General features: G+C 72.7%; 24 protein-coding genes. 16 read left to right on the forward strand and 8 right to left on the reverse strand.

Annotation, left to right across the window (positions count from 1 at the left end; all coding sequences use genetic code 11):
• Positions 1–7: 7 nt before the first annotated feature.
• The 3 genes from AB0B14_RS23415 to AB0B14_RS23425 all read left to right on the forward strand — a co-directional run bounded on the left by AB0B14_RS23415 (position 8) and on the right by AB0B14_RS23425 (position 2,389).
• Positions 8–979, forward strand: a complete 972-nt coding sequence (locus tag AB0B14_RS23415; RefSeq protein ID WP_357524155.1) for a helix-turn-helix domain-containing protein — start codon at positions 8–10, stop codon at positions 977–979.
• Positions 980–1,056: 77 nt separating this feature from the next.
• On the forward strand, positions 1,057–1,425 hold the full coding sequence (locus AB0B14_RS23420) for a VOC family protein (RefSeq protein ID WP_357524157.1): 369 nt from the start codon (positions 1,057–1,059) through the stop codon (positions 1,423–1,425).
• Positions 1,426–1,531: 106 nt separating this feature from the next.
• Positions 1,532–2,389, forward strand: coding sequence for a helix-turn-helix transcriptional regulator (locus AB0B14_RS23425; protein ID WP_357524159.1), 858 nt, complete (start codon positions 1,532–1,534; stop codon positions 2,387–2,389).
• 173 nt (positions 2,390–2,562) lie between these two features.
• On the opposite strand, the gene AB0B14_RS23430 is transcribed toward AB0B14_RS23425, so the two are convergent.
• Positions 2,563–2,856 carry an antibiotic biosynthesis monooxygenase family protein gene (locus tag AB0B14_RS23430; protein WP_357069740.1) on the reverse strand — a complete coding sequence of 98 codons (294 nt, stop codon included), beginning with the start codon at positions 2,854–2,856 and terminating at the stop codon, positions 2,563–2,565.
• A gap of 83 nt (positions 2,857–2,939) precedes the next feature.
• Between AB0B14_RS23430 and pnuC the strand changes: the two genes are divergently transcribed.
• The 3 genes from pnuC (at position 2,940) to AB0B14_RS23445 (ending at position 6,156) form a co-directional block, all read left to right on the forward strand.
• On the forward strand, positions 2,940–3,596 hold the full coding sequence (pnuC, locus tag AB0B14_RS23435; RefSeq protein ID WP_357524161.1) for a nicotinamide riboside transporter PnuC: 657 nt from the start codon (positions 2,940–2,942) through the stop codon (positions 3,594–3,596).
• A 137-nt stretch (positions 3,597–3,733) separates the two neighbouring features.
• Positions 3,734–4,774, forward strand: coding sequence for an AAA family ATPase (locus AB0B14_RS23440; RefSeq protein ID WP_357524163.1), 1,041 nt, complete (start codon positions 3,734–3,736; stop codon positions 4,772–4,774).
• 383 nt (positions 4,775–5,157) lie between these two features.
• Positions 5,158–6,156 (forward strand): TerC family protein, encoded by a 999-nt coding sequence (locus AB0B14_RS23445; protein ID WP_357069746.1) that lies wholly within the window; start codon positions 5,158–5,160, stop codon positions 6,154–6,156.
• Between the two features lie 110 nt (positions 6,157–6,266).
• On the opposite strand, the gene AB0B14_RS23450 is transcribed toward AB0B14_RS23445, so the two are convergent.
• A complete protein-coding gene (locus AB0B14_RS23450) occupies positions 6,267–7,247 on the reverse strand; it encodes an NlpC/P60 family protein (RefSeq protein ID WP_357069748.1) in 981 nt (326 codons plus the stop codon).
• A complete protein-coding gene (locus AB0B14_RS23455; protein ID WP_357069750.1) occupies positions 7,247–8,344 on the reverse strand; it encodes a dipeptide epimerase in 1,098 nt (365 codons plus the stop codon). The genes AB0B14_RS23450 and AB0B14_RS23455 overlap by 1 nt, the downstream gene beginning before the upstream one ends.
• A 44-nt stretch (positions 8,345–8,388) precedes the next feature.
• Here AB0B14_RS23455 and AB0B14_RS23460 point away from each other — a divergent pair, with 44 nt between their 5' ends.
• Positions 8,389–9,186 (forward strand): tyrosine-protein phosphatase, encoded by a 798-nt coding sequence (locus tag AB0B14_RS23460; protein WP_357524165.1) that lies wholly within the window; start codon positions 8,389–8,391, stop codon positions 9,184–9,186.
• Here AB0B14_RS23460 and AB0B14_RS23465 read toward each other — a convergent pair.
• From AB0B14_RS23465 to typA, 3 genes are all read right to left on the reverse strand, one after another.
• Positions 9,155–9,844 (reverse strand): lysoplasmalogenase, encoded by a 690-nt coding sequence (locus AB0B14_RS23465; protein ID WP_357069754.1) that lies wholly within the window; start codon positions 9,842–9,844, stop codon positions 9,155–9,157. The two genes, AB0B14_RS23460 and AB0B14_RS23465, sit on opposite strands and share 32 nt — an antisense overlap.
• Positions 9,845–9,893: 49 nt before the next feature.
• Positions 9,894–10,754 carry a serine hydrolase gene (locus AB0B14_RS23470; RefSeq protein WP_357524167.1) on the reverse strand — a complete coding sequence of 287 codons (861 nt, stop codon included), beginning with the start codon at positions 10,752–10,754 and terminating at the stop codon, positions 9,894–9,896.
• A 119-nt stretch (positions 10,755–10,873) separates the two neighbouring features.
• On the reverse strand, positions 10,874–12,742 hold the full coding sequence (gene typA / locus AB0B14_RS23475; RefSeq protein WP_357069758.1) for a translational GTPase TypA: 1,869 nt from the start codon (positions 12,740–12,742) through the stop codon (positions 10,874–10,876).
• Between the two features lie 134 nt (positions 12,743–12,876).
• Between typA and AB0B14_RS23480 the strand changes: the two genes are divergently transcribed.
• Together AB0B14_RS23480 and AB0B14_RS23485 are read left to right on the forward strand one after the other, a co-directional pair.
• Complete coding sequence (locus tag AB0B14_RS23480; RefSeq protein ID WP_357524169.1) at positions 12,877–14,295, forward strand: DedA family protein; 1,419 nt, start codon at positions 12,877–12,879, stop codon at positions 14,293–14,295.
• A gap of 33 nt (positions 14,296–14,328) precedes the next feature.
• Positions 14,329–15,210: a lytic transglycosylase domain-containing protein gene (locus AB0B14_RS23485; RefSeq protein WP_357069762.1), complete on the forward strand. Its 882-nt coding sequence runs from the start codon at positions 14,329–14,331 to the stop codon at positions 15,208–15,210.
• A 45-nt stretch (positions 15,211–15,255) separates the two neighbouring features.
• Here the strand turns inward: AB0B14_RS23485 and AB0B14_RS23490 are convergent, their stop codons facing one another.
• The gene (locus AB0B14_RS23490; RefSeq protein WP_357069764.1) at positions 15,256–17,382 is read right to left on the reverse strand and encodes an MMPL family transporter; all 2,127 of its coding nucleotides are present in this window, start codon (positions 17,380–17,382) and stop codon (positions 15,256–15,258) included.
• A gap of 124 nt (positions 17,383–17,506) precedes the next feature.
• On the opposite strand from AB0B14_RS23490, the gene AB0B14_RS23495 reads away from it, so the two are divergent.
• From AB0B14_RS23495 to AB0B14_RS23515, 5 genes are all read left to right on the forward strand, one after another.
• Entirely contained in the window at positions 17,507–18,022 is a 516-nt protein-coding gene (locus AB0B14_RS23495) for a MarR family transcriptional regulator (protein ID WP_357069934.1), read from the forward strand.
• A 3-nt stretch (positions 18,023–18,025) separates the two neighbouring features.
• Positions 18,026–19,693 carry a CocE/NonD family hydrolase gene (locus AB0B14_RS23500; RefSeq protein ID WP_357524171.1) on the forward strand — a complete coding sequence of 556 codons (1,668 nt, stop codon included), beginning with the start codon at positions 18,026–18,028 and terminating at the stop codon, positions 19,691–19,693.
• A 172-nt stretch (positions 19,694–19,865) separates the two neighbouring features.
• Positions 19,866–20,747, forward strand: coding sequence for a hypothetical protein (locus tag AB0B14_RS23505; protein ID WP_357524173.1), 882 nt, complete (start codon positions 19,866–19,868; stop codon positions 20,745–20,747).
• Between the two features lie 112 nt (positions 20,748–20,859).
• Entirely contained in the window at positions 20,860–21,435 is a 576-nt protein-coding gene (locus AB0B14_RS23510) for a helix-turn-helix domain-containing protein (protein WP_357524175.1), read from the forward strand.
• On the forward strand, positions 21,432–22,712 hold the full coding sequence (locus AB0B14_RS23515; protein WP_357524177.1) for an MFS transporter: 1,281 nt from the start codon (positions 21,432–21,434) through the stop codon (positions 22,710–22,712). Before AB0B14_RS23510 ends, AB0B14_RS23515 begins: the two co-directional genes overlap by 4 nt.
• Before the next feature lie 48 nt (positions 22,713–22,760).
• Here the strand turns inward: AB0B14_RS23515 and AB0B14_RS23520 are convergent, their stop codons facing one another.
• Positions 22,761–22,964: a cold-shock protein gene (locus tag AB0B14_RS23520; protein WP_007462771.1), complete on the reverse strand. Its 204-nt coding sequence runs from the start codon at positions 22,962–22,964 to the stop codon at positions 22,761–22,763.
• Positions 22,965–23,145: 181 nt separating this feature from the next.
• Here AB0B14_RS23520 and AB0B14_RS23525 point away from each other — a divergent pair, with 181 nt between their 5' ends.
• Positions 23,146–23,841, forward strand: a complete 696-nt coding sequence (locus AB0B14_RS23525) for a 50S ribosomal protein L11 methyltransferase (protein WP_357524241.1) — start codon at positions 23,146–23,148, stop codon at positions 23,839–23,841.
• Positions 23,842–23,942: 101 nt separating this feature from the next.
• Complete coding sequence (locus tag AB0B14_RS23530; protein WP_357069775.1) at positions 23,943–24,551, forward strand: VTT domain-containing protein; 609 nt, start codon at positions 23,943–23,945, stop codon at positions 24,549–24,551.
• Positions 24,552–24,719 lie beyond the last annotated feature (168 nt).

The raw sequence follows: 24,719 nt of genomic DNA on the forward strand, positions 1-24,719 counted from the left end.
GGCGCGGGTGACGACGGTGGCACCGGTGGGGGAGATGGTCCTCGGGCTGCCCGAGGTCAGCCTGCGTCCGTTCGTCGACCGGTACGTCGGCTACCGGGAACGGGCGGACCTGCCGCTGGTCCGCCGCGAGTCGGCAGGCGTCTTCGTGGTGCTGATCCTGGGCTGGGGCGCTCCGCTGGACGTGACCGACCCGCGCAGCGCGGAGCGCGGGGCCAGCGGTGTCGACTCCTTCGTGGCCGGCACCTTCGACGGCTGGTGCACCACACGTACGACGGGTGTGGGGGAGGGCGTCGAGCTGCTGCTCACCCCACTGACCGCCCGTCGGCTCCTCGGCCTGCCGCTGAACGAGCTCACCAACCGGGCCGTCGGCGTCGGGCAACTGCCGGGCCGGTGGCTGGATCGGCTGCGCGGCCGGCTCGCCGAGGCGCCCGGTTGGCCGCAGCGGTTCGCCCTTCTCGACAGTGCGCTCGCCGGCCGGCTGGCGGCGTCGCCACCCGTCGACGCCCGGCTCGACTGGGCGTGGCGGTGGCTGGTCGCCAGCGGCGGGCGGGAGGGCGTCGGCGTGCTCGCCGACGAGTTGGGCTGGAGCCGGCGGCACCTCGCGGCCCGGTTCCGCCAGGAGATCGGGCTGCCACCCAAGATGGTCGCCCGGCTTCTGCGCTTCCAGCAGGCGTGCACGGCGCTGACCAACGTGGGGCCAAACGCCCTGGTCGGGCCGGATGCCAGGCCGCCAACCGCCGCCGGCCAGCCCTCGCCCGATGTGGGACCGACTGGCCAGCCCTCGTCTGGCCTGGGCCCGCCTGGCCTGGGCTCGTCCGGCAGTCTGGGCCCGTCCGGTGCGGGGCGGGTCGTCGACTGGGCCGCGGTCGCGGCGTGCTGTGGCTACTACGACCAGTCCCACCTGATCCGGGACTTTCACCAGTTCGTGGGGGCGACTCCGGCCGCGCTGCTCGCCGCCCGGTCGACACCGGCCGGCTAGGCGCCCAGGCGGGCGGCGACCCGCGGAGGTCACATTCGTCCAATCCGGAGCGGAGCCGCCGGCCGCAGAATTGGGTCATGCGAACCATCTATCCCGTCTTCCGTTACCCCGATCCCCGCGCCGCCATCGACTGGCTCTGCTCCGCGTTCGGTTTCCAGGTGCACGCCGTGCACGAGGCACCTGACGGTACTGTCGCGCACGCCGAACTCGTCCTCGACGGCGGCATGATCATGCTGGGCGGTCGGGCCGACGCGACGTCCAGGCCGGCCGACGACGACTGGTCGGTGTACGTGGCCGTACCGGACGTCGACGCCCACTGCGCCCAGGCCCGCGCGGCCGGGGCCGAGATCACCAGAGAACCGTTCGACACCGACTACGGGTCCCGCGACTACGCCGCCCGGGACCTGGCGGGCACGGTCTGGGCGTTCGGCACCTACCGACCCTGAGACGGTCCGGCGGGCCGGCCGCGCCGAATGACCTGATTGCGGTGAGCGAGCGAGCTATTGCACTGGGTGATCGTCCTGCGTACGCTCCCTCGATGGGGAGGCCGGGATGCCGCTGCCAACGAGTCCTGTCATTCGACGTGCACGTCTGGGCGCAGAGCTGCGCCAGCTGCGTCGGCGCGAGGCGCTGACCCTGGAGCAGGTCTGCGACCGGCTGGGTTGGGCCTCGACGTCGAAGTTGTCCCGCATCGAGCTGGGCCAGAGCCGCCCGGACCTCGCCGACGTGCTCGACCTGCTGGACATCTACAAGGTGCCCACTCCAACCCGGGACGCGCTGATCGTGATCGCCCGGGACGCGGCGACCAGCCGAGGCTGGTGGAAGACGCTTGGCGAGATGAGCGAACGGCAGCGCACCTACGCCGAGTTGGAGGCGGGCGCGGCCGACATCGTCGAGTACCAGCCGACTGTCGTGCCGGGGCTGCTCCAGACACCCGCGTACACCCGGGTGTTGGTGGAGGCCGGCGCCCAGCTCACGCCGGAGATCGACGTGGAGGCCGAGGTGCGCGCCCGCGCCCTGCGGCAGGAGGTGTTGCGGCGGGCCTATCCGCCGCGTTACACGGCGGTGCTCGCCGCGGCCGTCTGCGATCCGGGTGACCTGCCGGTGGCGGTCTGGCGTGAGCAGCTGCGGCACCTGGTCACCGTGACCGGGTTGTCCCATGTCACGGTGCGGCTGCTGCCCCGTGGGGCGGCCGGTGGCGGGCTGCACCCGCTCACGCCGTACTCCTGCTATGCCTTTCCCGACCCGGCGGACCCGCGGACGGTGATGATCGAGGCGTTGACCACCGACGTCCGGTTGGCCACCGTGCTCGACGTCGGCCGCTACGAGCGGATGACCGAGGCGTTGCTGGAGGCCGCGCTGTCGCCGGAGGAGACGGTCACCGCGCTGGCCCGGCGCGCCGGGGAGTAGGGCACGCCGCGCGGCCACCGGGCCCGGCGCCCCCGAGCCCGTCGGGACCGGCGGCCGGCGCGTGCGCAGGCACGGTAATCGCCGGGTACGACAGTGTCGCGCGGGCTGGTGCGTCGAATCAGGCCGGTACGTCTAGATCAGGCCGGTACGTCGCAACAGGCGGGTGCGTCTCGTCAGGCCGGTACGTCGAGGAAGTGCTCGACCACGGGCGGCCCGGCGAAGTGTGGCCCGATCAACGCCCGCCACCTGTCGAACCGCTCGGTGGCCCGGAAGTTCTCCTCGTGCGCCTCGACCGAGTCCCATTCGACGAGCAGCACGAAGCGCGTCGGCGACTCGATTCCCCGGGTCATCCGCACGGACCGGCAGCCGGTTGCCCCGGCGAGCACGGGGTGACCCTCGGCGTACGCGGCGGCGAACGCGTCCTCGTGTCCGGGCAGTACGTCGATCAGCGCGACCTCAAGCACCATGTCGGGAAGTTTCCCACGGCGGGCGGAACCGGCGGCGTCGCGGGGTCTGTTCCGGGTGTCGACACGGACCCTATGGTGGCAGCGTGATCATTGACTGGCTCACCGGCACCGCGTTCTCGGTGGCCGGCACGGCCACGACCTGGGCGGAACTGCTGGGGTTCGCGACAGGTGTGCTCAACGTGTGGTTGGTGGCCCGGCAGAAGATCGCGAACTGGCCGATCGGCATCGCCAACGTGCTGCTGCTCATGCTGGTGTTCTGGATCGCGGGGCTGTACGCCGACGCGGGGCTCCAGGTCGTCTACGTCGCGCTCGGCTGCTACGGCTGGTGGCAGTGGATGTTCGGTGGCGAGCGGCGGAGCCGACTCACGGTGAGCCGGACCGGGCGGCGGGAGTGGCTCACGCTGGCGGTCGTCGGGGTGCTGCTCACCGGCGGGCTGTGGGTGCTGCTGGACCGGGCCACCGACTCGACGGTGCCGCTGCCGGACGCGTTGACCACGGCGCTGTCCCTGCTGGCCACGTACGGGCAGACCCGCAAGCGGGTGGAGAGCTGGTGGCTCTGGATCGCCGCCGACCTGATCTACATCCCGTTGTACGCGTACAAGGGGCTGCACCTGACCGCCGTCCTCTACCTGGTCTTCCTCGCCCTGTGCGTGCTCGGGCTGCGTGCCTGGCGGGCGGACCTGCGTCGGGTCGACCGGCCGACCACGATCTCGCCCGGCCCGGCGCCGGTCACCCCGTGAGCGCCGACCCGCCGGCCCCGGTTCGTCCGCCAGCGGCGGATGGCACCCCGACACCACCCCGTCGCGTGCCGACACCGCGCCCTGCCCCGACAGCCGTCCGGCCGGTGCGCGCCCCGGAGTTCGGGCACGGATTGGTGGTGGGCAAGTTCTACCCACCGCACGCCGGGCACCACGCGTTGATCGCGGCCGCCGCGGCCCGCTGTGCCGAGGTCACCGTCGTCGTGGCACCGTCGCGTCGGGAGTCGATCCCGCTCACGCTGCGGCTCGACTGGTTGCGTGAGGTGCACGCGGACACCCCGTGGGTCCGCTTCGTCGGCCGCTACGACGACCACCCGGTCGACTACGACGACCCGACCGTCTGGGACGCGCACTGCGCGGTGTTCCGCGACGCGGTCGGTCCGCGGAAGGTGGACGTGGTCGTCTCGTCCGAGGCGTACGGCGCGGAGTTGGCTCGCCGCTTCGACGCTGTGCCCGTGTCGGTGGATCCGGACCGGCGGGCCGTGCCGGTGTCCGGCACGGCCGTCCGCGCGGATCCGGTCGGTCACTGGCGGTGGTTGAGCCCGCCGGTGCGCGCCTGGTTCGTCCGGCGGGTGGTGGTGGTCGGCGCGGAGTCGACAGGCACCACCACGATGGCCGCGGCGCTCGCGGCGCACTACGGCACGACCTGGGTGCCGGAGTACGGCCGGGAGTTGACCGCCCGCAAGCTGGCCCGGTTGCGCGAGCGCGTCGCGGAGGCGAGCGTCTTCGACGTCACGTGGGACCGGAGCGACTTCCGCACGGTGGTGCGCGAGCAGCAGTCGGCCGAGGACGCGGCGGCCCGGACGAGCGGACCGCTGCTCGTCTGCGACACCGACGCGCGGGCCACGGCGGTGTGGGAGGAGCGTTATCTGGGCAGCACGTCGCCGGAGGTACGGGCGGCGGCCCGCCGGCCGGCCCTGTACCTGTTGACGGATCACCGGGACGTGCCCTTCACCGACGACGGCCTTCGCGACGGCGAGCACCTGCGGGCCTGGATGACCGAGCGGTTTCGGAGTGAGCTGACCGGGTGCGGGGTGCCGGTGGTGGAGTTGACCGGTACGCACACCGAGCGGCTGGCCCACGCGGTGCGCGCCTGCGACGACCTGTTGGCCGCCGGCTGGTCGCTCACCGACCCGCTGGCCGCACCAGACCTACACTAGCCTCCTAGGAAGCGCCGCAGGGTGTGCCGCCGTGCTGCCGTTGACCCCCGTTCCGGGCGTGCCGCCGTTCCCGGTGGGACCCCGTGCCGATCACCGCACCCGAGGGCCCGTTCGGCGCCACCGGCTGCCCGGGGTGTGATCACGGGGCGTGGTGGGCAACAATGGTCTCCGAGGAGGGGAGTATTCCCCCGCGACGGAGTCGTCAGCACGGTCGATCGCCGGAACCACGGCGACGCGACCCGGCCCCGTGGGTCGTCGCCCTGTTCGCAGGGCGGCGGCGGAAGAGACCTCCGACAGTCACCAGAGTGAGCGACAGCGGCACGCCGGCCCCCGCGGGGGCGTACGGTGTGCCCGACGCCGCGTGTCTGCCGGAGGAATGAACGTTGGACGTGTCCGGATTGGTGTGGGCGGGGACGCTTGTCGCACTGACTGCGGTCCTGCTCGTCGACCTGTTGATCATTGGTCGGCGCCCGCATGAGCCGAGTGTGCGGGAGTCGAGCCTCTGGGTCGCCTTCTACGTCGGGCTTGCCCTGCTCTTCGGGGCGGGGGTCTGGTTGAGCGCGGGCGCCAGCGCGGCGGGGCAGTTCTACACCGGCTGGCTCACCGAGTACAGCCTCTCGGTGGACAACCTCTTCGTCTTCGTGATCATCATGGCCCGCTTCGGGGTGCCCCGGCAGTACCAGCAGAAGGTGCTGCTCGTCGGCATCGTGCTGGCCCTGGTGATGCGCGGCGGGTTCATCGCCGCCGGTGCGGCGCTGATCTCGCAGTTCTCCTGGGTCTTCTACATCTTCGGCGCGTTCCTGATCTACACCGCCGTCAACCTGGCCCGACAGGGTGAGCCGGACGAGGACGAGTTCTCCGAGAACGTGCTGATCCGGTGGAGCCGCAAGGCGCTGCCGATCTCCAAGGACTACGACGGCGCGAAGCTCACCACCCACGCCACCGGCAAGCGGCTGTTCACCCCGATGCTGATCGTGATGATCGCGATCGGCACCACCGACCTGATCTTCGCTCTGGACTCGATCCCGGCGATCTTCGGCATCACCCAGGAGCCGTACCTGGTCTTCACCGCGAACGTCTTCGCGCTGATGGGCCTGCGTCAGCTCTACTTCCTGCTCGGTGGCCTGCTCGACCGGCTGATCTACCTGAGCTACGGCCTGGCCGTCGTGCTCGGCTTCATCGGGGTCAAGTTGGTGTTGGAGGCGTTGGCCGACAACAACCTGCCGTTCATCAACGGTGGTGAGCACGTCGGCTGGGCGCCGCACATCCCGATCTGGCTGTCGCTGTTGGTGATCATCGGCACCCTGGGCATCGCCACCGCCGCCAGCCTGATCAAGTCCTCCCGGGACCGGCGCCGCGAGTTGGCCGACGCCCGCCGCTGACCGCACACCGGCCGGGCGCCCCAACGCGCCCGGTCGGTCTGGGGTCCGACGCATCCGGCCGGCTCAGGCCCGAGGCGCCCGGCCGGCTGAGGCTCGACGCGCCCGGCCGGTCAGACCCGGTGCGCGCCGACCAGGGTGGCGGTCCGCTCGGCTGGCAGCGGCTCCTCGATGACCCGCCGCCGCCGGTAGCAGGCGTGCAGCATCCGCCGCTCGCCGTCGTCCCCGGGTGCGGCGGTGACGATGCCGATGTGGTGGATGCCGCGGCCGGGTCGGGCGAAGAAGTAGAGATCGCCGGGGCGTTCCGTGCCCAGCGGCAGCGGGGTGGTGGCCGCGGCCTGGTCGTCGGCGTCGCGGGGGAGTAGCACCCCGAACCGCCGCCAGGCCAGGTGCACCAGCCCCGAGCAGTCGATGCCGTGCGCGGAGAGCCCACCCCAGATGTAGAGCACGTCCAGCAGCCGCTGCGCCACCGCGAGCGGCTGCTCGGCGTGCGGTGACGCGGCCGGTGCCGGGACCAGGTGGCTGTCGGGTAGCCAGAGCGGCGTGGCCTGCCCGGGGACGCACACCGGCCGCCAGTCGTCGCGTGCGGGGCCGGCCGGGACCAGGCGGGTGCCGACGACGACGCCGGGCAACACCATCGCGCCGCCCGGGGCGGCGCGCAGCCCGGTGACCGTGGCGTCCACCACCAGCGGGTGGTCGGTGCCGGTGGCCGGGTCGACAGTGGTCAGTTGGTCGGCGGGGAGCCAGCCGGGGTAGCCGCGCGGGTCCAGCTTGGCGGCTGGCTGCTCGACGGCGACGACCCGGGCCCAGCCGTCCGGGCGCAGCTCGCTGACGAGGACCCGCTCGCCGAGCAGGAGCTGGCTCAGCACGCAGTCGCCGACCTGCTGGTCGGTGGTGAGACCGGAGACCCAGGCGGGGATGTCGGCTCCGGCGCTCAGTGCCGGTCGGTCGGCCGGCCGGACCGCCTCGGGTGAGGTCCACAGTGTTGCCACCGCGACCCGGACGACGGCCTCGCGGCCCGGTTGCAGCTCCACGTCAACCCCCAGATCGAGTTGGTTGTCCAGGGCAACCCTATGAAAGAAACCAACGGTCATCAAGCACGAGCCTGCACCTTTGCTTCAGTCAGGCCGGAGATGCCCAGGCCAGGGGCGTTCGGCAGCACCACGGAAGCCCCGTCGTAGCGTATTCCGCCCTGCACCGGCGACCAGGCCAGCCACCAGGCGGCGTCCAGGTCGGCGACCGCGGTGGTGCCGTACGCGGCGACCAGGCTCGCCGCCGCACCGACGCCGACCTGGCTCTCCATCATCGAGCCGACCACCGTGCCGAGCCCGTGGGCGGTGGCCAGCTCGAGGAGGGTACGGGCCGGGTGCAGGCCGCCGCACTTGGCCAGCTTGACGTTGACCAGGTCGGCGGCCCGACGGCGGATCACCTCCACCAGGTCACGGACCCCGAAGACCGCCTCGTCGGCGAGGATCGGCACGGACACCCGGTCGCTGACCCAGGCCAGCCCGTCCAGGTCCCAGCGGGCCACCGGCTGCTCGACCAGCTCCACGTCGAGCCCGGCGTCCTCGATGCCACGAATCACCCGGACCGCCTCCCGGGGCGTCCAGCCCTGGTTGGCGTCGAGCCGGATCCGCACCCCGGGGCCGACGGCCGCGCGCACGGCCCGCACCCGGTCCAGGTCGCCGGCCGCGTCGGTGCCGACCTTCACCTTGAGCACGCCGAAGCCGTCGGACTGCCGCTGCCGCGCCGCCGCCGCCAGGTCCACCGCGTCGCCCGCGGCCAGCGTGACGTCCGTCGGCACCCGCAGCGTGGTGCCCCCGAGCAACCGCACCAGGGGTACGCCCAGCCGCCGGGCCGCGAGGTCGTGCAGGGCGACGTCCACCGCCGCCTTCGCCGCCTCGTTGCCCGCCACGGCGCGCTGCACCTCGGTGCACCGGGTCACCAGGTCGTCCGGATCGCGACCGATCAACCGTGGACCGAGCACCTCGCGTACGCACGCCCGTGCGCCGGCGACCGACGCGCCGGTGACCTGCCAGACCTGGGGCGCCTCGCCGAAGCCGGACCGGCCGTCGGTGTCGACGAGCTCGACGACCAGGGTGTCCACTGTGGTGGTACGACGCAGCGCGGTGACGAACGGGGTGTGTAAGGGGGCGGAAACCCGGTGGGTGCGTACCTCCGAGATCGTCATGCCAGGCACCCTATACGCAGGCACACGGCGGGATGGGGGACCGGATGACCGGGCAGGGCTGGGAACTGGTGGGTGCGCCGAACGCGCGTGACCTGGGTGGGCTCGTCGGCGCGGGCGGGCGGCGGGTGCGCGTCGGCCAGTTGATCCGCACTCCGGCGCTGGGCCGGCTGACCGACGATGACCTACCGGTGCTGGCGAAACTCGGCCCGGCGTGCGTGGTCGATCTGCGCGCCCCCGCGGAGATCGAGGTCGCCCCGGCGGATCGGCTGGCCGGTGAGCCACGGGTGGTGTGCCTGCCGGTGCACGACCCGGAGCACCCGGTCTTCACGTACGTCTCGGCGGTGCTGCTCGGCCACGACCTGGACGCGTACGCGGAGCTGGCCCGGCAGGGCACGGCGGGGGCGATGGCGGCCATCTACCGGTGGTTCGTCACCGGTGAGTCGGCACGGGTCGGGTTCGCCGAGGCAGTGCGGCTGGCGGCCCAGCCGGAGAACCTGCCGTTGGTCTACCACTGCTCCGCCGGCAAGGACCGCACCGGTTGGCTCACCGTCATCCTGCTGACGGCGCTCGGGGTGGACGAGGCGGCGATCCGCGCCGACTACCTGCGCAACAACGAGCTGACCGAGAGCCTGCGCGTGGTGATCGTCGAGGCGATGCGGCGGCGGCAGCCGGAGCTGGACGTCGACGCGGTGCTGCCGGTGTTGGAGGTTCGCGTCGAGTACCTCGACGCCGGATACCACGAGGTACGCCGGGTGCACGGCTCGTTCGACGCGTACCTGCGCGACGGGTTGGGGTTGACCGACGAGACGCTCAGTGCGTTGCGGGCGCGACTGTTGGAATGACCGGCGTGCTGACGCGGGCGGCGCGGCCGGTGACGATCAGTGCCTGGCCGGCTGCGTAGCTCGCCATGACCAGTACCGGCGCGCCGGGTGGTTCGGCAACGCCTGCCACTCCGGCGGCGATCAGCAGGTCGGACCCGAGGAACAGGGCGGCGCCGAGACCGACCCGCCAGCCCTGGGTGGCTGCCGTGCTGGCCATCGCGGCCAGGGCGAGCGCGTAGCCGGCCACCGGCCCGGCCAGGCCGGCGTCGGTCAGCCCCGCCCACATCCAGCTCAGGGCGACGACGGTCAGCACCGCGTACCCCAGGGGGACCGCGACCAGCGGCGCACGGCGCAGCGCGGTCGCGGCGCGGTGGCGGGTGAACGCCGCGAGGTAGCAGAGGTGCGTGCCGAGGAAACAGGCCATGCCGGCGAGGAACCAGCCGGTGTCGTCGATCATCAGGGCGATGTCGCCGCCGGTGGCGAAGGCCAGCCCGGCGAGGACCAGCCGGTCCGGTCGGGCTGCCTGTTCGGTGCTGGCCCGCCACAGGTACGCGGCGAGCAGCGGCATCAGCAGCGGTTTGGTGAGGAAGAAGGCCACGCCGCCGCCGGTGGCGTTGGCCAGCAGGTTCGCTGCCGTCACGACGAGGAAGGCGAGCAGCAGGGTGCGACTGCGGGGCATCGGCGGCTCCGGGGTGGGGGTCCGAGCAGCCTAGCCGCAGTCGGGCCGGTCAGAGCTGGTGGCGGGCGGCCCAGACCTGCGCGGAGATGTGCGCGAGCCGCAGGCAGGCGTCGTCCTCGGTGTCGTCGCCGCTGGCGTTGCCGTCGGTCGGGTCGGTGGTGGTGCAGACGGCGATCAGGTATGGCGGGGCGTCGGCGGGCAGGACCAGGCCGGCACCGTGGCGCACACCGCGTACCCAGCCGCTCTTGTGCGCGATGCGGGTGCCCTCGGGCAGGCCGGCGGCCAGGTCCTCCCGGTGTTCCTGCGCGAGCAGGACGTCCAGCATGGCCGAGCAGGCGGCCGGCGCGGCGATTCGGCCCGGGGTGCCGGCCCCGGTGCCCAGCGCGCCGAGCAGCGCGGCCAGGTCGGCGGCGGTGACCGTGTTGGTGATGCCGGCCGCGCGGGCCGCGAAGTCCTCGATGCCGCGGCCGGTCACGCTGGTGCGGGCACCGGCCAGCGCCCACACCTCGGCCACCGCGGGTAGCCCGACGTGCCCGATGACCAGGTTGGTGGCCAGGTTGCTGGATCGCACGATCATCCGGTCGGCCAGCCAACGCAGCGGTGCCGTGTCGCCCAGCCGGTCCCAGACCGCGTCGTCGTTGTCGTAGTGCTGGGCGCAGGAGAACCGGGGCGCGCCGGGTTGGGCGGAGTCGAACTCGTTGACCACGGGAACCGGGGCGTCCAGGTCCAGTGCGCCGGCCTCGGCGGCACGGTAGAGCGCGGCGAGCACCGCCACCTTCATGGTGCTCGCCGCGTAGTGGGCGGCGTCCGGGTGGCGGGTCCAGGTCGGCGGTGCGTCCAGCCGGCCCACGTACGCCGAGACGGTGCCGGGCACCCGGTCCAGGTGCGCGTCGAGATCATCCCAGGTCATGCCGGTGACCGTAGCCGATCGGCACGGGCCGCTCGGGGTGGCCCGCGTACCCCCGCCGGAAACGCGCGGGCGCGTCGACCGCAAGCGGTCGACGCGCCCGGTGTCGGGTGCTGGTGCGCTCAGCCGGCGTGCTTGCGGCGGGCGGCGGCGCGGCCCCGCTGCTGCTGGTCGAGCACCACCTTGCGGATGCGCACGGCGGTCGGGGTGACCTCGACGCACTCGTCCTCGCGGCAGAACTCCAGGGCCTGCTCCAGCGAGAGCTTGCGCGGCGGGATCAGCTTCTCGGTCTCGTCGGAGGTCGAGGCCCGCATGTTGGTGAGCTTCTTCTCCTTGGTGATGTTGACGTCCATGTCGTCGGAGCGGGAGTTCTCGCCGACGATCATGCCCTCGTACACCTCGGTGGTCGGGTCGACGAAGAGCTGACCGCGCTCCTGCAGGTTGATCATCGCGAAGGCGGTGACCGCACCGGACCGGTCGGCGACGAGCGAACCGTTGTTGCGGGTGCGCAGCTCGCCGAACCACGGCTCGTACGACTCGAAGACGTGGTGCAGGATGCCGGTGCCCCGGGTGTCGGTGAGGAACTCGGTGCGGAAGCCGATCAGGCCGCGCGCCGGGACCAGCCACTCCATCCGGATCCAGCCGGTGCCGTGGTTGACCAGCTGCTCCATCCGACCCTTACGGGTGGCGAGGAGTTGGGTGATCGCGCCCAGGTATTCCTCCGGGGCATCGATGGTCAGCCGCTCGACCGGCTCGCAGGTCTTGCCGTCGATCTCGCGGGTGACCACCTGCGGCTTGCCGACGGTCAGCTCGTAGCTCTCCCGGCGCATCTGCTCGACCAGGATGGCCAGCGCCAGCTCACCGCGGCCCTGCACCTCCCAGGCGTCCGGCCGCTCGGTGGGCAGCACCCGCAGCGACACGTTGCCGATCAGCTCCTTGTCGAGCCGGTCCTTGACCATCCGCGCGGTGACCTTGGAGCCCTTGACCCGGCCGACCAGCGGCGAGGTGTTGGTGCCGATGGTCATCGAGATGGCCGGCTCGTCGACGGTGATCAGCGGCAGCGGGACCGGGTTCTCGAGGTCGGCGAGGGTCTCACCGATCATGATCTCCGGGATGCCGGCGACGGCGATGATGTCGCCCGGGCCGGCGGTCTCGGCCGACGTGCGCTCCAGGCCCTGGGTCATCAGCATCTCGGAGATGCGGACCCGCTGGGTGCTGCCGTCGGTGCGGCACCAGGTCACCGTCTGACCCTTGTTGATGGTGCCCTGGCGGACCCGGCACAGCGCCAGCCGGCCGAGGAACGGGGAGGCGTCCAGGTTGGTGACGTGCGCCTGCAACGGCGCGCCGTCCTCGTACGAGGGTGCCGGAATGGTGTCCAGCAGGGTGCGGAACAGCGGTTCCAGGGAGGTGCTGTCCTCCGGCACGGAACCGTCGGCGGGCTGGGTCAGCGAGGCGATGCCGTCGCGGGCGCAGGCGTAGACGATCGGGAAGTCGATCTGCTCCTCGTCGGCGTCCAGGTCGAGGAAGAGCTCGTAGGTGTCGTCCACGACCTCCTTGATCCGGGCGTCGGGGCGGTCCACCTTGTTGATCACCAGGATGATCGGCATCCGGGCCCGCAGCGCCTTGCGCAGCACGAAGCGGGTCTGCGGCAGGGGGCCCTCGCTGGCATCGACGAGCAGCACCACGCCGTCGACCATGGTCAGGCCGCGCTCCACCTCACCACCGAAGTCGGCGTGGCCGGGGGTGTCGATGATGTTGATGGTGACCGGGTCGGAGCCGTCCGCCGGCAGGTAGCGCACGCCGGTGTTCTTGGCCAGGATCGTGATGCCCTTTTCCCGCTCCAGGTCACCCGAGTCCATCACCCGCTCGGTGTTCTCGCCCCGGGCGCCGTACGCCCCGGCCTGCCGCAACATGGCGTCGACCAGGGTGGTCTTGCCGTGGTCGACGTGAGCGATGATGGCGACGTTGCGGAGGTCGGTGCGAAGCTGCATACCCTCTATCCTTCCGCCTGCGCTCGCGCAGGCCGCGTCGGGGTCACCCCCCAGGGGCCCCTGATCTATGGTGAAACTGCTGTCCCGGTCGTTCCCCCGGCTGGCATGCTGACTCCCGTGTTCCGGGGGCCTGAGTGCACGACCTGCTGACCTGGGTGCAGAGTCTGCCCGCCCTGTGGATCTACCTGGTCGCCGCGCTGATCGTGGCGGGCGAGACCGCGGTGATCTTCGGCCTGCTCGTGCCGGGTGAGGCTACCCTGCTGCTCGTCGGCTTCCTCACCTACAACGGTACCTTGCGGCTCGGGCCGGCGTTGCTCGCGATGATCGTCGCCGCCGTCGTCGGTGATGGGCTGGCCTTTCGCGCCGGACGGCGCTACGGGCCCCGGCTGCGCGCCGGGCTGGGCCACCGGGTCGGCCCCGCGCGCTGGGCCAGGGCCGATGCCATGCTCGCCCGGCTCGGTGGTCGGGGTGTGTTCGTCGCCCGGTGGGTGGCGTTCGCCCGCACCCTGGTGCCCCGGCTGGCCGGTGCGGCCGGCATGCCGTACCGGCGGTTCGCACCGTGGAACCTGGCCGGGGTGATGACCTGGGTGGGCGGGTCGGTCCTGCTCGGTCACCTCGCCGGTGAGTCGTACGACACGGTCTCCCGGCTGCTCGGCCGGGCCACCGGGGTGGCGCTGCTGCTGCTGGCCGGCCTGGTGGGGGTGGTGCTCGTCGGCCGGTGGCTGGGTCGCAACCCGGACCCGGTCCGCGCGCTGCTGTCCCGGGCGGGTGCGCTGCCCCCGGTGCGCTGGCTCACCGCCCGCTACGGGGTGCTGTTCTTCCTGGTGGCCATGCGGATCGGGCCGGCCTGGACGCTGCTGCTCAATCTGGCCGCGGGGCTCCTGCTGCTGTTCGCCGCCGGGCTCGCCATCGCCGGCCTGCTCGCGGTGGCCATCCGCAACAGCGGGTTGGCCGCGCTGGACGACGCCATCGCGGGGTGGTTCGCCGCCCGGCGTACCCCGGACGCCGCCGACGCCACGATGCTCGTGGTGTCCGTGCTCCGAGGGTCGGTGTTGATCGCCCTGGTGGGGCTGGTGGCCGCGGTGCTGGCGTGGCGCAACCGGCCCTGGCGTGCGGACCTGCTCAGCGTGGTCGGCACGGTGGGTGCGTTCGTGCCGCTGGTGGTGCTGGCCGTGGCCGCCGAGGTGACAGGTGCGCACGGCACGGCGCCGGGCGTCACCGAGGTGGCCTCGCTCTCCACCCAGAACGCGGTTGTCGCGGCGAGTTTCTGCACCCTGGCCTGGTTGGTGTCGCGCAGTTCACGCTGGCCGGTGGCGGTGGCCGTGTGGACGGCCGCCGCCGCGGGGATGCTCGGCATCGGCGGTGCACGGCTCTACCTCGGCCTGGACACGGCCAGTGGCACCGCCGCGGCGGTGCTGCTCGGGGTGCTCTGGACTGTCGTGTTCATGGTCGCTTGGGCCACCCGGGACCGGGCGGTGGGCGACCTTGAGCAGCCGGACGACCAGGCCCGGACGCCGCCGCAGGGGCACCGCCGACCGGTGGAACCTTGCTAGGGTCTGTGTCGGTCACACGGGGGAGGCACCGAGATGGTTCGATGGACCGATCGGTTGGGCGCGGTGCTGCTTGCCGGGGTGCTGTTGTCGGGCACGCTGGTCGGGTGCGCCACCGAGGCGGAGGGCCCGCGCGATCAGACCGGCCCGGTCGCACTCGCCGACGCGCCGTTGGACGCCCCCACCGACGAGGCCACCGCGGAGCCGAGCCCGTCGGTGAGCGCCGTGGAGTCGATGGGTGCCGCGCCGAGTCGTCGCGCGTCGGCGTCCCCGTCCCCGAAGCCGAAGAAGAAGCCGACCCGCACGGCGCCGAAGCCACTCGCGGTGGCGAAGCCGCCCACCGAGACCATGGTCCCGCCGGCCCCGCCGAAGCCGGCGCCGAGTTCCTGCAAGCCGACCTACCAGGGTGCCCAGGCGGCGCGGGCCGAGGTGAAGGCGGCGCTGACCGACGCGGCGGGCCGTTCCTACTGGCCGGTCTCCGCACCGGACATCACGGTGCCGCTCAACCTGCTCAAGGCCACCGCGTGGCAGGAGAGTGGCTGGCAGTCCAACATCCACGCCTGCGACGGCGGTGTGGGGTTGATGCAGGTGATGCCGGCCACGGCGACCTGGATGAACCAGCGGTTCGAGCAGAGCTACCAGATCGACGACTACCGGGACAACGCCAGCCTCGGTGCCACCTACCTGGCCTGGGCCACCAAGTACATCGGCGACATGTACTTCGAGTCCGACTTCCGCCTCGACCCGGCCCTGTGCACCGCCGAGTTGAATTCCTGCCTGCTCAACGCGGTCATCGCCGCGTACAACGTCGGGCACGGCGCGGTGGCGCGGGAGGGTGCGCCCCTGGCCATCCCCAACCCGTCGTACGTGCGCAACGTGCGGGCGCTGATGACCGAGTGCGTCTGCCTGGACTACTGACCCGGGCGGGGGCCGCGCCGGTGTCGCCGTCACGGCCCCCGCCGGTCAGTCGCGAGCGGCTACCGACTCCGGCGACACCGCGGTGTGCGCCGGGCGCTGCGGTGTGAGCCGGCCGGGCCACCAGAAGCGGTCTCCGAGCAGAAACGCCAGCGCCGGCACCAGGACCGTGCGGACCAGCAGGGTGTCCAGCAGGACGCCGATGCAGACGATGATGCCGATCTGGGTCAGCGTGATCAGTGGCAGCACGCCGAGTACGGCGAAGACCGCGGCGAGCAGCACTCCGGCGCTGGTGATCACCCCGCCGGTGACCCGCAGGGCGGACAGCATCCCGTCGCGGGTGCCCGCACCGCGCGCGTCCTCCCGGGCCCGGGTGACCAGGAAGATGTTGTAGTCCACCCCGAGCGCCACCAGGAACACGAAGGCGAGCAGCAGCACACCGCTGTCCAGCGCGGGGAAGCCCAGCACGTGGTCGAAGAGCAGCCAGGCCGCGCCGAGGCTGGCGAAGAACGACGCGATCACGGTGAGCACCAGCAACACCGGTGCGAGCAGGCCGCGCAGCAGCAGCACGAGCACCCCGGCGACCAGCAACAGGATGATCGGCAGGATGAGTCGTAGGTCACGGTCGTTGGCCTCGTCGGAGTCGTACGTGGCGGCCACGGACCCACCCACGAGCGCCCCGGACGGCGCGTCGGCGCCGGTGGCGGCCGGGGGAGCGGAGTCGGGAACGGCGGCCACCGCGTCGCGCAGCGCCTCGATCGCGCGGTCCGAGGCGGTGGTGCCGGGTTCGGCGTCCAGGACCACGTCGACCTGGGCGACGGCGTCGCCGGCGGCACCGGGGCGGGCCGAGGCGACGCCGGGCACCGCGGTGGCGGCGTCGGTGACCGCCCGCACCGCCGCCGGGGTGGTGAGCACTGCGACAGGCTGGGTGCTGCCGGCGGGGAAGGCCCTGGCCAGGGTCTGTGCCCCGGTCACCGCCTCGGGTTCGGCCCGGAACTGTTCGGTCTCGGACAGGCCGGTGCGGATGCCGAGCCCACCCAGTGCCAGGCCGCCGAGCAGCACTGTGGCAAGCGTCGCGACCACCACCGGGCGGCGTCGCACGGCGGCGCCGAGTCGACCCCAGAGCCGGCCCTCGCGCACCGGGCCGCCGACGCGGGGGACGAACGGCCAGAACAGGCCGCGCCCGAAGAGCACCAACACGGCGGGGAGCACGAACAACGCCGAGAGCATGGCGAAGACCACACCGGTGGCGCAGGCCACGGCGAGGGCCCGGTTGGTCTCCTGCTCGCTGAGCAGCAGGGTGAGGACGCCGAGCACCACCGTGCCGCCGCTGGCCAGGATCGGCTCGGCGGTGCGGCGCAGCGCGGCGCGCATCGCCGCGTACCGGTCCTGGGCGCGGCGCAACTCCTCCCGGTAGCGGGCGATGAGCAGCAGCGCGTAGTCGGTGGCGGCGCCGAAGACCAGCACGCTGGCGATGCCGGTGACCTGGCCCTGCTGGAGGTGGATGCCGACGGCCGGCACGATGACGTCCACCGCGCGCAGGGTGAGCTGCTCGGTCGCGGCCACCACGACCAGCGGCACGATCCACAGGAACGGGCTGCGGTAGGTGATCAGCAGCAGTACCGCGACCACGGCGGCGGTCACCGCGAGCAGGGTGACGTCGGCGCCGTCGAACACCGAGGAGAGGTCGGCGGTGAACGCCGGGGCGCCGGTCACCTCGGCGGTCAGCCCGCCGGGCAGGTCCGCCAGGGCGGCGCGCAGCTGGGTCACCGTGTTCGTGACGGCCTCCTGCCCGCCGGCGGTGTCCAGCGGCACGGCGACGAGGGCCACCGCGCCGTCCGGGGCGAGCTGGGCCGGGCTGACCTGCCCGCCCACCGCGAAGCGGCGCAGGTCGTCGGCGCGGGCGCCGACGGTGGCCCGGTCGGCCTCGCTCAGCGCGCCGCCGTCGCCGCGGCTGACCACCACGATGGCCGGCTGCACGTCGCTGGACGGCAACTGGTCCTGCAGGCGCTGCACCTGGGTCGACTGCCACCGCACGGACAGGCCGGTGGCGGAGACCGGTGCCGGGTTGTCCGGCCGGGGCGTGCCGAAGACGGCCGCGCCGACGACGATCGCGGCGGCCACGGTGAGCCAGGCGGCCAGCCGGCCGCGGGCAACTCTGGTGAACAGGGACATCAGGGTGACCTCAAGGTCCTTCGGAAGCCAAGTATCTTGATGGCCGAGATTATCCGGGGCTGTTCTATGCTGCAACCCGGGAGACCGACGACGGGAAGAGCAGCGCGAGGTGGCGACTCACGGCATGTACCGACGGCGCGACACGCGCCGCGAGCAGCTGGTCGCCGAGATCACCAACAACCTCCGGCGGTACGCGGTGGACGCCCAACACGTCGGCCACGCCTTCGCCAACCTGCACGGCCTCAACCCGACCGACCTCCAGGCACTGATCGCGGTGATGGACGCCGAGCTGCTCGGTGACCCGATCACCCCGGGCCGCCTCGGCGAACAGCTCAACCTCTCCTCCGGCTCGGTCACCGCCCTGGTCGACCGGCTGGAGCGGGCCGGTCACATCCGCCGGGACCGGGACACCGCCGACCGCCGCAAGGTGCTGCTGCACTACGCCGACCAGGGTGCCGCCCTGGCCATGGAGTTCTTCCAGCCGCTGGGCGCGCGTACCGACACGGTGATGGCCCGCTTCGGCGAGGACGAGCTGGAGGTGGTGCACCGGTTCATGGCGGAGATGAGCGAGTCGCTGCGGGGGCACCGGGACGCGGTGCGCGCCGCCCGGCCCGAGTCGCCCCGCCGGCCGACGGGCTGAGCGGTGCCCGACCGGCTCGTCTCCCGTCTCGCCGGCGTCGCGCTGCGGTTGCCACCGACCCGCCCCGCCCCGGTGCGGGTCACCCGCGACATCCCGGTCCGGGCCCGCGACGGTGTGGTGTTGCGCACCGATCACTACGCCCCGGGCGTGCCGGACGCGCCGACCGTGCTGATCCGCACCCCGTACGGGCGGGGTGGACCGCTGCGGCTGCTCGGCCGGTTGCTCGCCGCGCGGGGCCGACACGCGGTGATCCAGGCCTGCCGCGGCACCGGCGGGTCCGGTGGGACCTTCGCCCCGCTCGTGCACGAGCGCGACGACGGGGTGGACACCCTGGACTGGCTGCGCCGCCAACCCTGGTGGGCCGGCCAACTCGGCATGTTCGGGGTCAGCTACCAGGGTTTCGCGCAGTGGGCGCTGGCCGCCGACGCCGGTGCCGAGCTGCGCGCGATGGTCGCGGTGGTGACCGCCTCGGCCACCCGGGACTCGACGTACGCGGGGGAGTCCTTCGCCCTGGACACCGTGCTGACCTGGGCGGAGCTGCTGCACGCGCAGACCGTGCCGTGGCTGGCCCGGCAGCGGGAGCTCAAGCGTGGCCAGCCCCGGCTTGCCGCCGCGCTCGCGCACCTGCCGTTGGCCGACGCCGACCGGGTGGCCACCGGCGTGACCATCCCGTTCTTCCAGGAGTGGCTGCGCCACCACACCCCGGAGGCGGCGTACTGGCGCGAGCGCGTCTTCGCCGACCGGGTCGCCCGGGTGCGGGCGCCGGTGCTCATGGTCACCGGTTGGCACGACATCTTCCTGCCCGCCCAACTCGACGACCACACCACCCTGCGTGCCGCCGGCGCACGACCGCGCCTGGTGATCGGCCCCTGGACACACGGCAGCCCCGGGCTGTTCGTGGGCGCCCTGCGGGAGGGGCTGGCCTGGCTCGACGATCACCTGCTGGCCGCTACGTCGACCGGCGGGCGGTCGCGCCGAGCCGCGTCCGCCCCGGTCCGGCTGCACGTGGGTGGTTCCGGCGGCGGCTGGCGGGACCTGCCGGACTGGCCCCCGCCGGCCACCGACACCGCCTGGCACCTGCATCCGGGCGGTGAGCTGGCGCTGCGCCCCCCGGTCGCGTCGGCACCTGACGAGTTCCGGTACGACCCGACCGACCCCACCCCCTCGCGGGGCGGGCCGCTGCTGGTCGCCCAGCAGGCCGGCCCGGTGGACAACCGGCCGGTCGAGGCCCGCCCCGACGTGCTGACCTACACCAGCGCCCCGCTGACCGGGCCGGTCGAGGTGATCGGCCCGGTACGCGCCGAGATCCACGTCCGCAGCGAGCTGCCGTACCTGGACGTCTTCGTGCGACTGTGCGATGTGGACCGGCGCGGTCGCTCGTGGAACGTGTGCGACGGCCTGGTGCGGGTGACCCCCGAGCGTTTCCCCGCCGACGCGTCCGGAGGGCTGCGGGTCCCGGTGGCGCTCTGGCCGACCGCGTACCGGTTCGCGGCCGGACACCGGCTGCGGGTGCAGGTCGCCGGCGGCGCCCATCCACGGTGGGCGCGCAACCCCGGCACCGGCGAACCCCTCGGCACCGCGGTGACGCTGCGTGCCGGCTGGCGGCAGGTTCTGCATGAGCCGGCGTACCCGTCGGCGGTGTTGTTGCCGGTCGTCCACTCTGGTCGATGATCTTCCAATCGGAAAATAAATCGCTCTGACCTGGGCTTTCATCTATTGATGGGGCTATGGTTGGGTCATCGCCCGGCGCCGAGCACGAGATAGACCGGGCCCGACCTGAAGCTTGCATCGCACACGCGGTGTGACATTGCGTCTGGTCCCCGTATATCCGAGAGGGGGGCCGATGACCCGCGCCCCGTCCAACCTGTTGGCTGTCCGCAGCCTGCTTCTCACTCATCTCAACATCGACCCGAACACCGATCGGGCCGCAGACCTCGAGCCGGCGGAGGTCGGCATCGTCGGGGACCCCGCCCACCGGGGTGGTTACCACTGCGGCTCGGATCGGGTGGTCACCAACGACTACTCGGTGGTGGAGTCACCCCGGGACCAGGGTGGCCTCACCCTCGACGCGGCGGCGCTCGACGTCGGCGGCTTCGAGGTCCGCTCTGGCGGCCGGACGCACACCCTGTCCAGTTTCTCGCTCTGGTGCGTGGGGCAGTGTGCGGCGAACGCGGCCGACAGCCGGGACATTCGCGAGATCATCTACAGCCCCGACGGCTCGACAGTGAAGCGGTGGGACCGTCTCGGCAAGCGCACCACCGGCGACAGTTCGCACCGCTGGCACACCCACTTCAGCTTCTTTCGCGACGCGACCAAGGCGGGCCGCGACCAGCGGCCGCTGTTCCGTCGCTACCTGAGTTCCATCGGACTCCTGGAGGAGATCGACATGACCCCCGAAGAACACACCTGGCTGGCAACCGTCCACAAGAACATCACAGTGCTCGACGGCCGCAACCCGATCGGGCAGATCTACACCCGGATGGCGGAGGGCCGCGATGACACCGGAGCCTCGGTGACCGGTCACCCGAACCTCAAGAGCCTGGGTGCGCAGTTGAGCGCGCTCCAGGCGGCGCTGACCATCTTCTCCGGCCGGGACTTCACCGACGAGCCGGCGGTGATCCAGGGCGTGCTGGCCGGGCTGACGCCGGAGAAGATCGCGGCGGCCATTCCGCCCACCATCGCCAAGCAGGTCGCCGACGAGCTGTCCCGCCGGCTGGTCGCCTGAGCGGAGGGGCGGCCCGTAGCCGCCGGGCCGCCCCTCTCCGCGCTCCGGATCCGCAACGGCTGTTGAGCAACAGGCATTGCGCAACAGCTGTTGCGGATGTCAGGGTGGGGGCATGGACAACCCCGATGTGCGTCAGGTCACCGACTCGCGGGTGCTGGCGGCCCTGGCCCACCCGCTGCGTCGCCGGCTGATGGACGTGTTCAAGGTGCACGGGCCCTCGACCGTCGGCCTGCTCGCCGAGCGCACCGGTCAGGCGCCGGCGAACGTCAGTCACCACCTCAAGGTCCTCGCCGCCGCGGACCTGGTCACCGAGGCCCCCGAGTTGGCCCGCGACCGGCGCGAGCGGTGGTGGCGGCCGGTCAGCCGAGGGGTGCGTTGGTCCACCACCGACTTCGACGCCGACCCGGCGGCCCGCGCGGTCGCCGACGCCGCCACCTCGCTCAACCTGGACCGGCACGTCGCCCTCGCCCGAGCCTGGCACGCCGCCGACGACGCGGCGCAGGCCGCCTGGCAGGACGGCCCGTTCTCCGCCGACAGGTGGTTGCACCTCACCCCCGACGAGCTGGCCCAGCTGAGCCGCGAGATCGTCGACCTCCTGGACCGGTGGGGCGAGCGCGGTGTCCCCGACGACGAGGGCGAGCGCCAACCCGTGTTCGTGTTCGCGTACGGCATTCCGGCCCGGCCGTGACCGCGGTCACCCGTACCGCCCCGGGGTCGGTCCGCCCGCCCGGCGGATTGCTGCGGCATCGGGACTTCCGGCTGCTCTGGGCCGGTCAGGCCGTCAGCAGCATCGGCAGCAACGTCACCACCGTCGCACTGCCGCTGGTCGCGGTCGCCGTGCTCGACGCCGGCACCTTCCAGGTGGCGGTGCTCACCGCCGCTGCCTGGCTGCCCTGGCTGCTGATCGGCCTGCCAGCCGGCGCGTGGGTGGACCGGCTGCCCCGTCGGTCGGTGATGGTGGTGTGCGACCTGTTCTGCGCGTTGGCGTTCCTCAGCATCCCACTGGCCGCCGTGCTGGGCCGGCTCACCGTGGCGCACCTGCTGGTGGTCGCCCTCAGCGCCGGCGCCGCGCGGGTCTTCTTCGAAACCGCCGACCAGGTGTACCTGCCGGTGGTGCTGCGACCCGAGCAACTGCCGGAGGGCAACGCGAAGCTCCAGGCGACCCAGACCCTCAGCTACGTCGTCGGCCCCGGCCTCGCCGGCCTGATCGCCCAGCTCACCGGTGCCGTCGCCGCGCTGGTGCTGGACGCGTTCACGTTCCTGGCCTCCGCGATCTTCCTGCTGCGGATCCGCACCGTCGAACCACGCGCACGCCGGGCGGACCGGTCCCGTTCACTGCGCCGGGACATCGCCGAAGGGCTGCGCTTCGTCATCCGCGACCCGTACCTGCGGGTGCTGGCTGTCTTCGGCGCGGCCTGCAACATCGGGCTGACCGGCTACCAGGCCGTGCTGGTGGTCTTTCTGGTCCGGGAGCTTCGGCTCGAACCGGGCCTGGTGGGCGCGTTGGTCGGGGTGATGAGCGCCGGAGGGATCATCGGGGCGCTGCTCGCCACCACGCTGGGCCGCCGCTGCGGCACCGCACGGGCAGTGCTGATCGCCGGGGCGCTCACCGGCCCGCCAGCCCTGCTCATCCCACTCGCCGCACCGGGCGTCGGGCTGGTCTGGCCAGCCCTCGGCGGGGTGCTGATCGGCCTCGGCGTAGCCATCGGCAACGTCGTCAAGGGCGCCTTCCGGCAGACCTACACGCCGCACCACCTGCTCGGCCGGGTGACGGTGAGCATGCACCTGCTCAACTACGGCACGATCCCGCTCGCGGCCGTGCTGGCCGGAGCCCTCGGCGCGCGCTACGGCGTCGGGAGAACGATATTCGTGATGACCGCCTGGTTGGCGCTCACCCCGTTGATCCTGTTGATCGGGCCGATCCGGAGGCGGCGGGACCTGCCCGCCGCCCCGGCGGCGTCTTGAGTGCGCTGCGACGGCGGCCGGAGACCGGCCGCCGTCACCGGCACGGAGCTACATCGGGCGGACGTTGTCCGCCTGCGGACCCTTCTGCCCCTGGGTCACCTCGAACTCGACCTTCTGGCCCTCGTTGAGCTCCCGGTAGCCGCTCGAGGCGATGGCGGAGTAGTGGACGAACACGTCCGGCCCTCCACCGTCCTGCTCGATGAAACCGAAGCCCTTTTCCGAGTTGAACCACTTAACCGTGCCGGTTGCCATGCATCTCTCCCTGTTCAAAGCGGCTGACCCTCGGCCTCTGGCCGATGATCGCCCGTACCTGTCCGACAGTAACGGGCAAAACCCGGATCCGCTGGCCGAAGTGCCGTAGGTCTTCGTGTGAAGTCGGGTGAACTCTGCGCGCCGGCACGCGAAACCTGCCCCGACCACCCGCCGCTGGGGCATGCTTGCGCCGATGAAGGGTGCCGCAGCCGACGCGCTGACCGAGCTGGAGCGCGAGATCGACGCGCCCGGCAACGGCCTGGACCGGCTCCGGCTGGTGCCCACCCCCTTCGTTCCCGAGGTGCGGCTGCACCTGGCCGAGGACGCGATCGTCTGGTGGGCCCGGATGGAGGCCGCCGTCGGGCATCCCCTGCCGGCCCCGTACTGGGCGTCCGCCTGGGCCGGCGGCCAGGCCCTGGCCCGCCACCTCCTGGACCACCCGGAGTTGGCCGCCGGTCGTCGGGTGCTCGACCTCGCCTCCGGCTCGGGGCTGGTGGCCATCGCCGCCGCGCTGGCCGGTGCCGCGGAAGTGGTCGCCAACGACATCGACCCGTACGCCGTCGCCGCCGTCACCCTCAACGCCCGGGCCAACCGCGTCGTCGTCGACGTCTTCGGGGACGACCTGCTCGACGACACCGACTCGGAGGCCGACCTGGTGGTCGCCGGGGACGTCTTCTACGACCGTGTGATGGCCGACCGGATGCTGCCCTTCCTGCAGAGGGCCGCCGCCAGGGGCGCCGACGTGTTGGTCGGTGACCCCGACCGGGGGCACCTGCCGGCGGACCGCCTGGCGGTCCTGGCCGACTACCCGGTGCCCACCACCGAACCCTCGGTGGACTCGTCGCTACGCCGGGTGCGGGTGCTGCGACCCGTCTGAGTGCGGACGCCACCTCAGGGACGACCCCGAGACCGATACCAGGGGGCCCTGGGGGCTGGAACCCGATGTCCGAAGTGGTGTCACGGCCATAGCGTGGGTGCATGACGCAATGGCTGGCCCAGATCGGCGACCTGCCCATCCTGCTGCTGATGGGTGCGCTCGGGCTCGTCATGCTCTTCGACGCCGTACCCCTGCTGGGTGTCCTGGTCCCCGGCGACGTGGCGATCCTCGCCGCCGTCGGGGTGGGGCGCCCGACCACCGGGCTGGCGACCTTCGCCGCGGTGCTGGTCGGCTGCCTGGCCGGCTGGTCGCTGAGTTTCGTGATCGGCCGCCGCTACTCCGAGCGGTTGCGACACAGCCGGATCGGCGGCTGGATCGGCGAGCCGCGTTGGACCGCGGCCGAGGGAATCCTGCGTCGCGGCGGCGGTCGGATGATGGTCGTCGCGCCGTTCCTGCCCGTGTTCAACGCGCTGCTGCCGCTGGCCGCCGGCGGGCTACGGATGTCGTACCGCCGATTCCTCGGCTGCGCGACGCTCGGCGCCGCCGCCTGGGCCGGCCTCTACCTCGCGCTGGGCACCGCATCCCGATCGCTGGCCGGGCTGCTGCCGGGGGACCCCAGCCCACTGCTGGTGACCATGGGGGTCGGGATGGTGCTGGCCTCCGTCGTGCTGCTGGGGGCACGGCGGCGGCTGTTCGCTGTTGCTGGCTGAGGGTGGGGTGGGGCCGGGTTGCGGTGTCGGCCGGGTTGCGGTGTGGGGCCGGTTGCGGTGGGGGCGGGGGCCTGCCGTGCCCGGCTCCGGGCGGTCAGGCTTGATCCCTGCGCCGGGCACGGCAGGCCCCCGCCCCGTCGGGGTTGCGGCTCGTCCGGTGGTGCCGCG

It is taken from the genome of Micromonospora sp. NPDC049171 (assembly GCF_040648275.1).
GTDB lineage: Bacteria > Actinomycetota > Actinomycetes > Mycobacteriales > Micromonosporaceae > Micromonospora.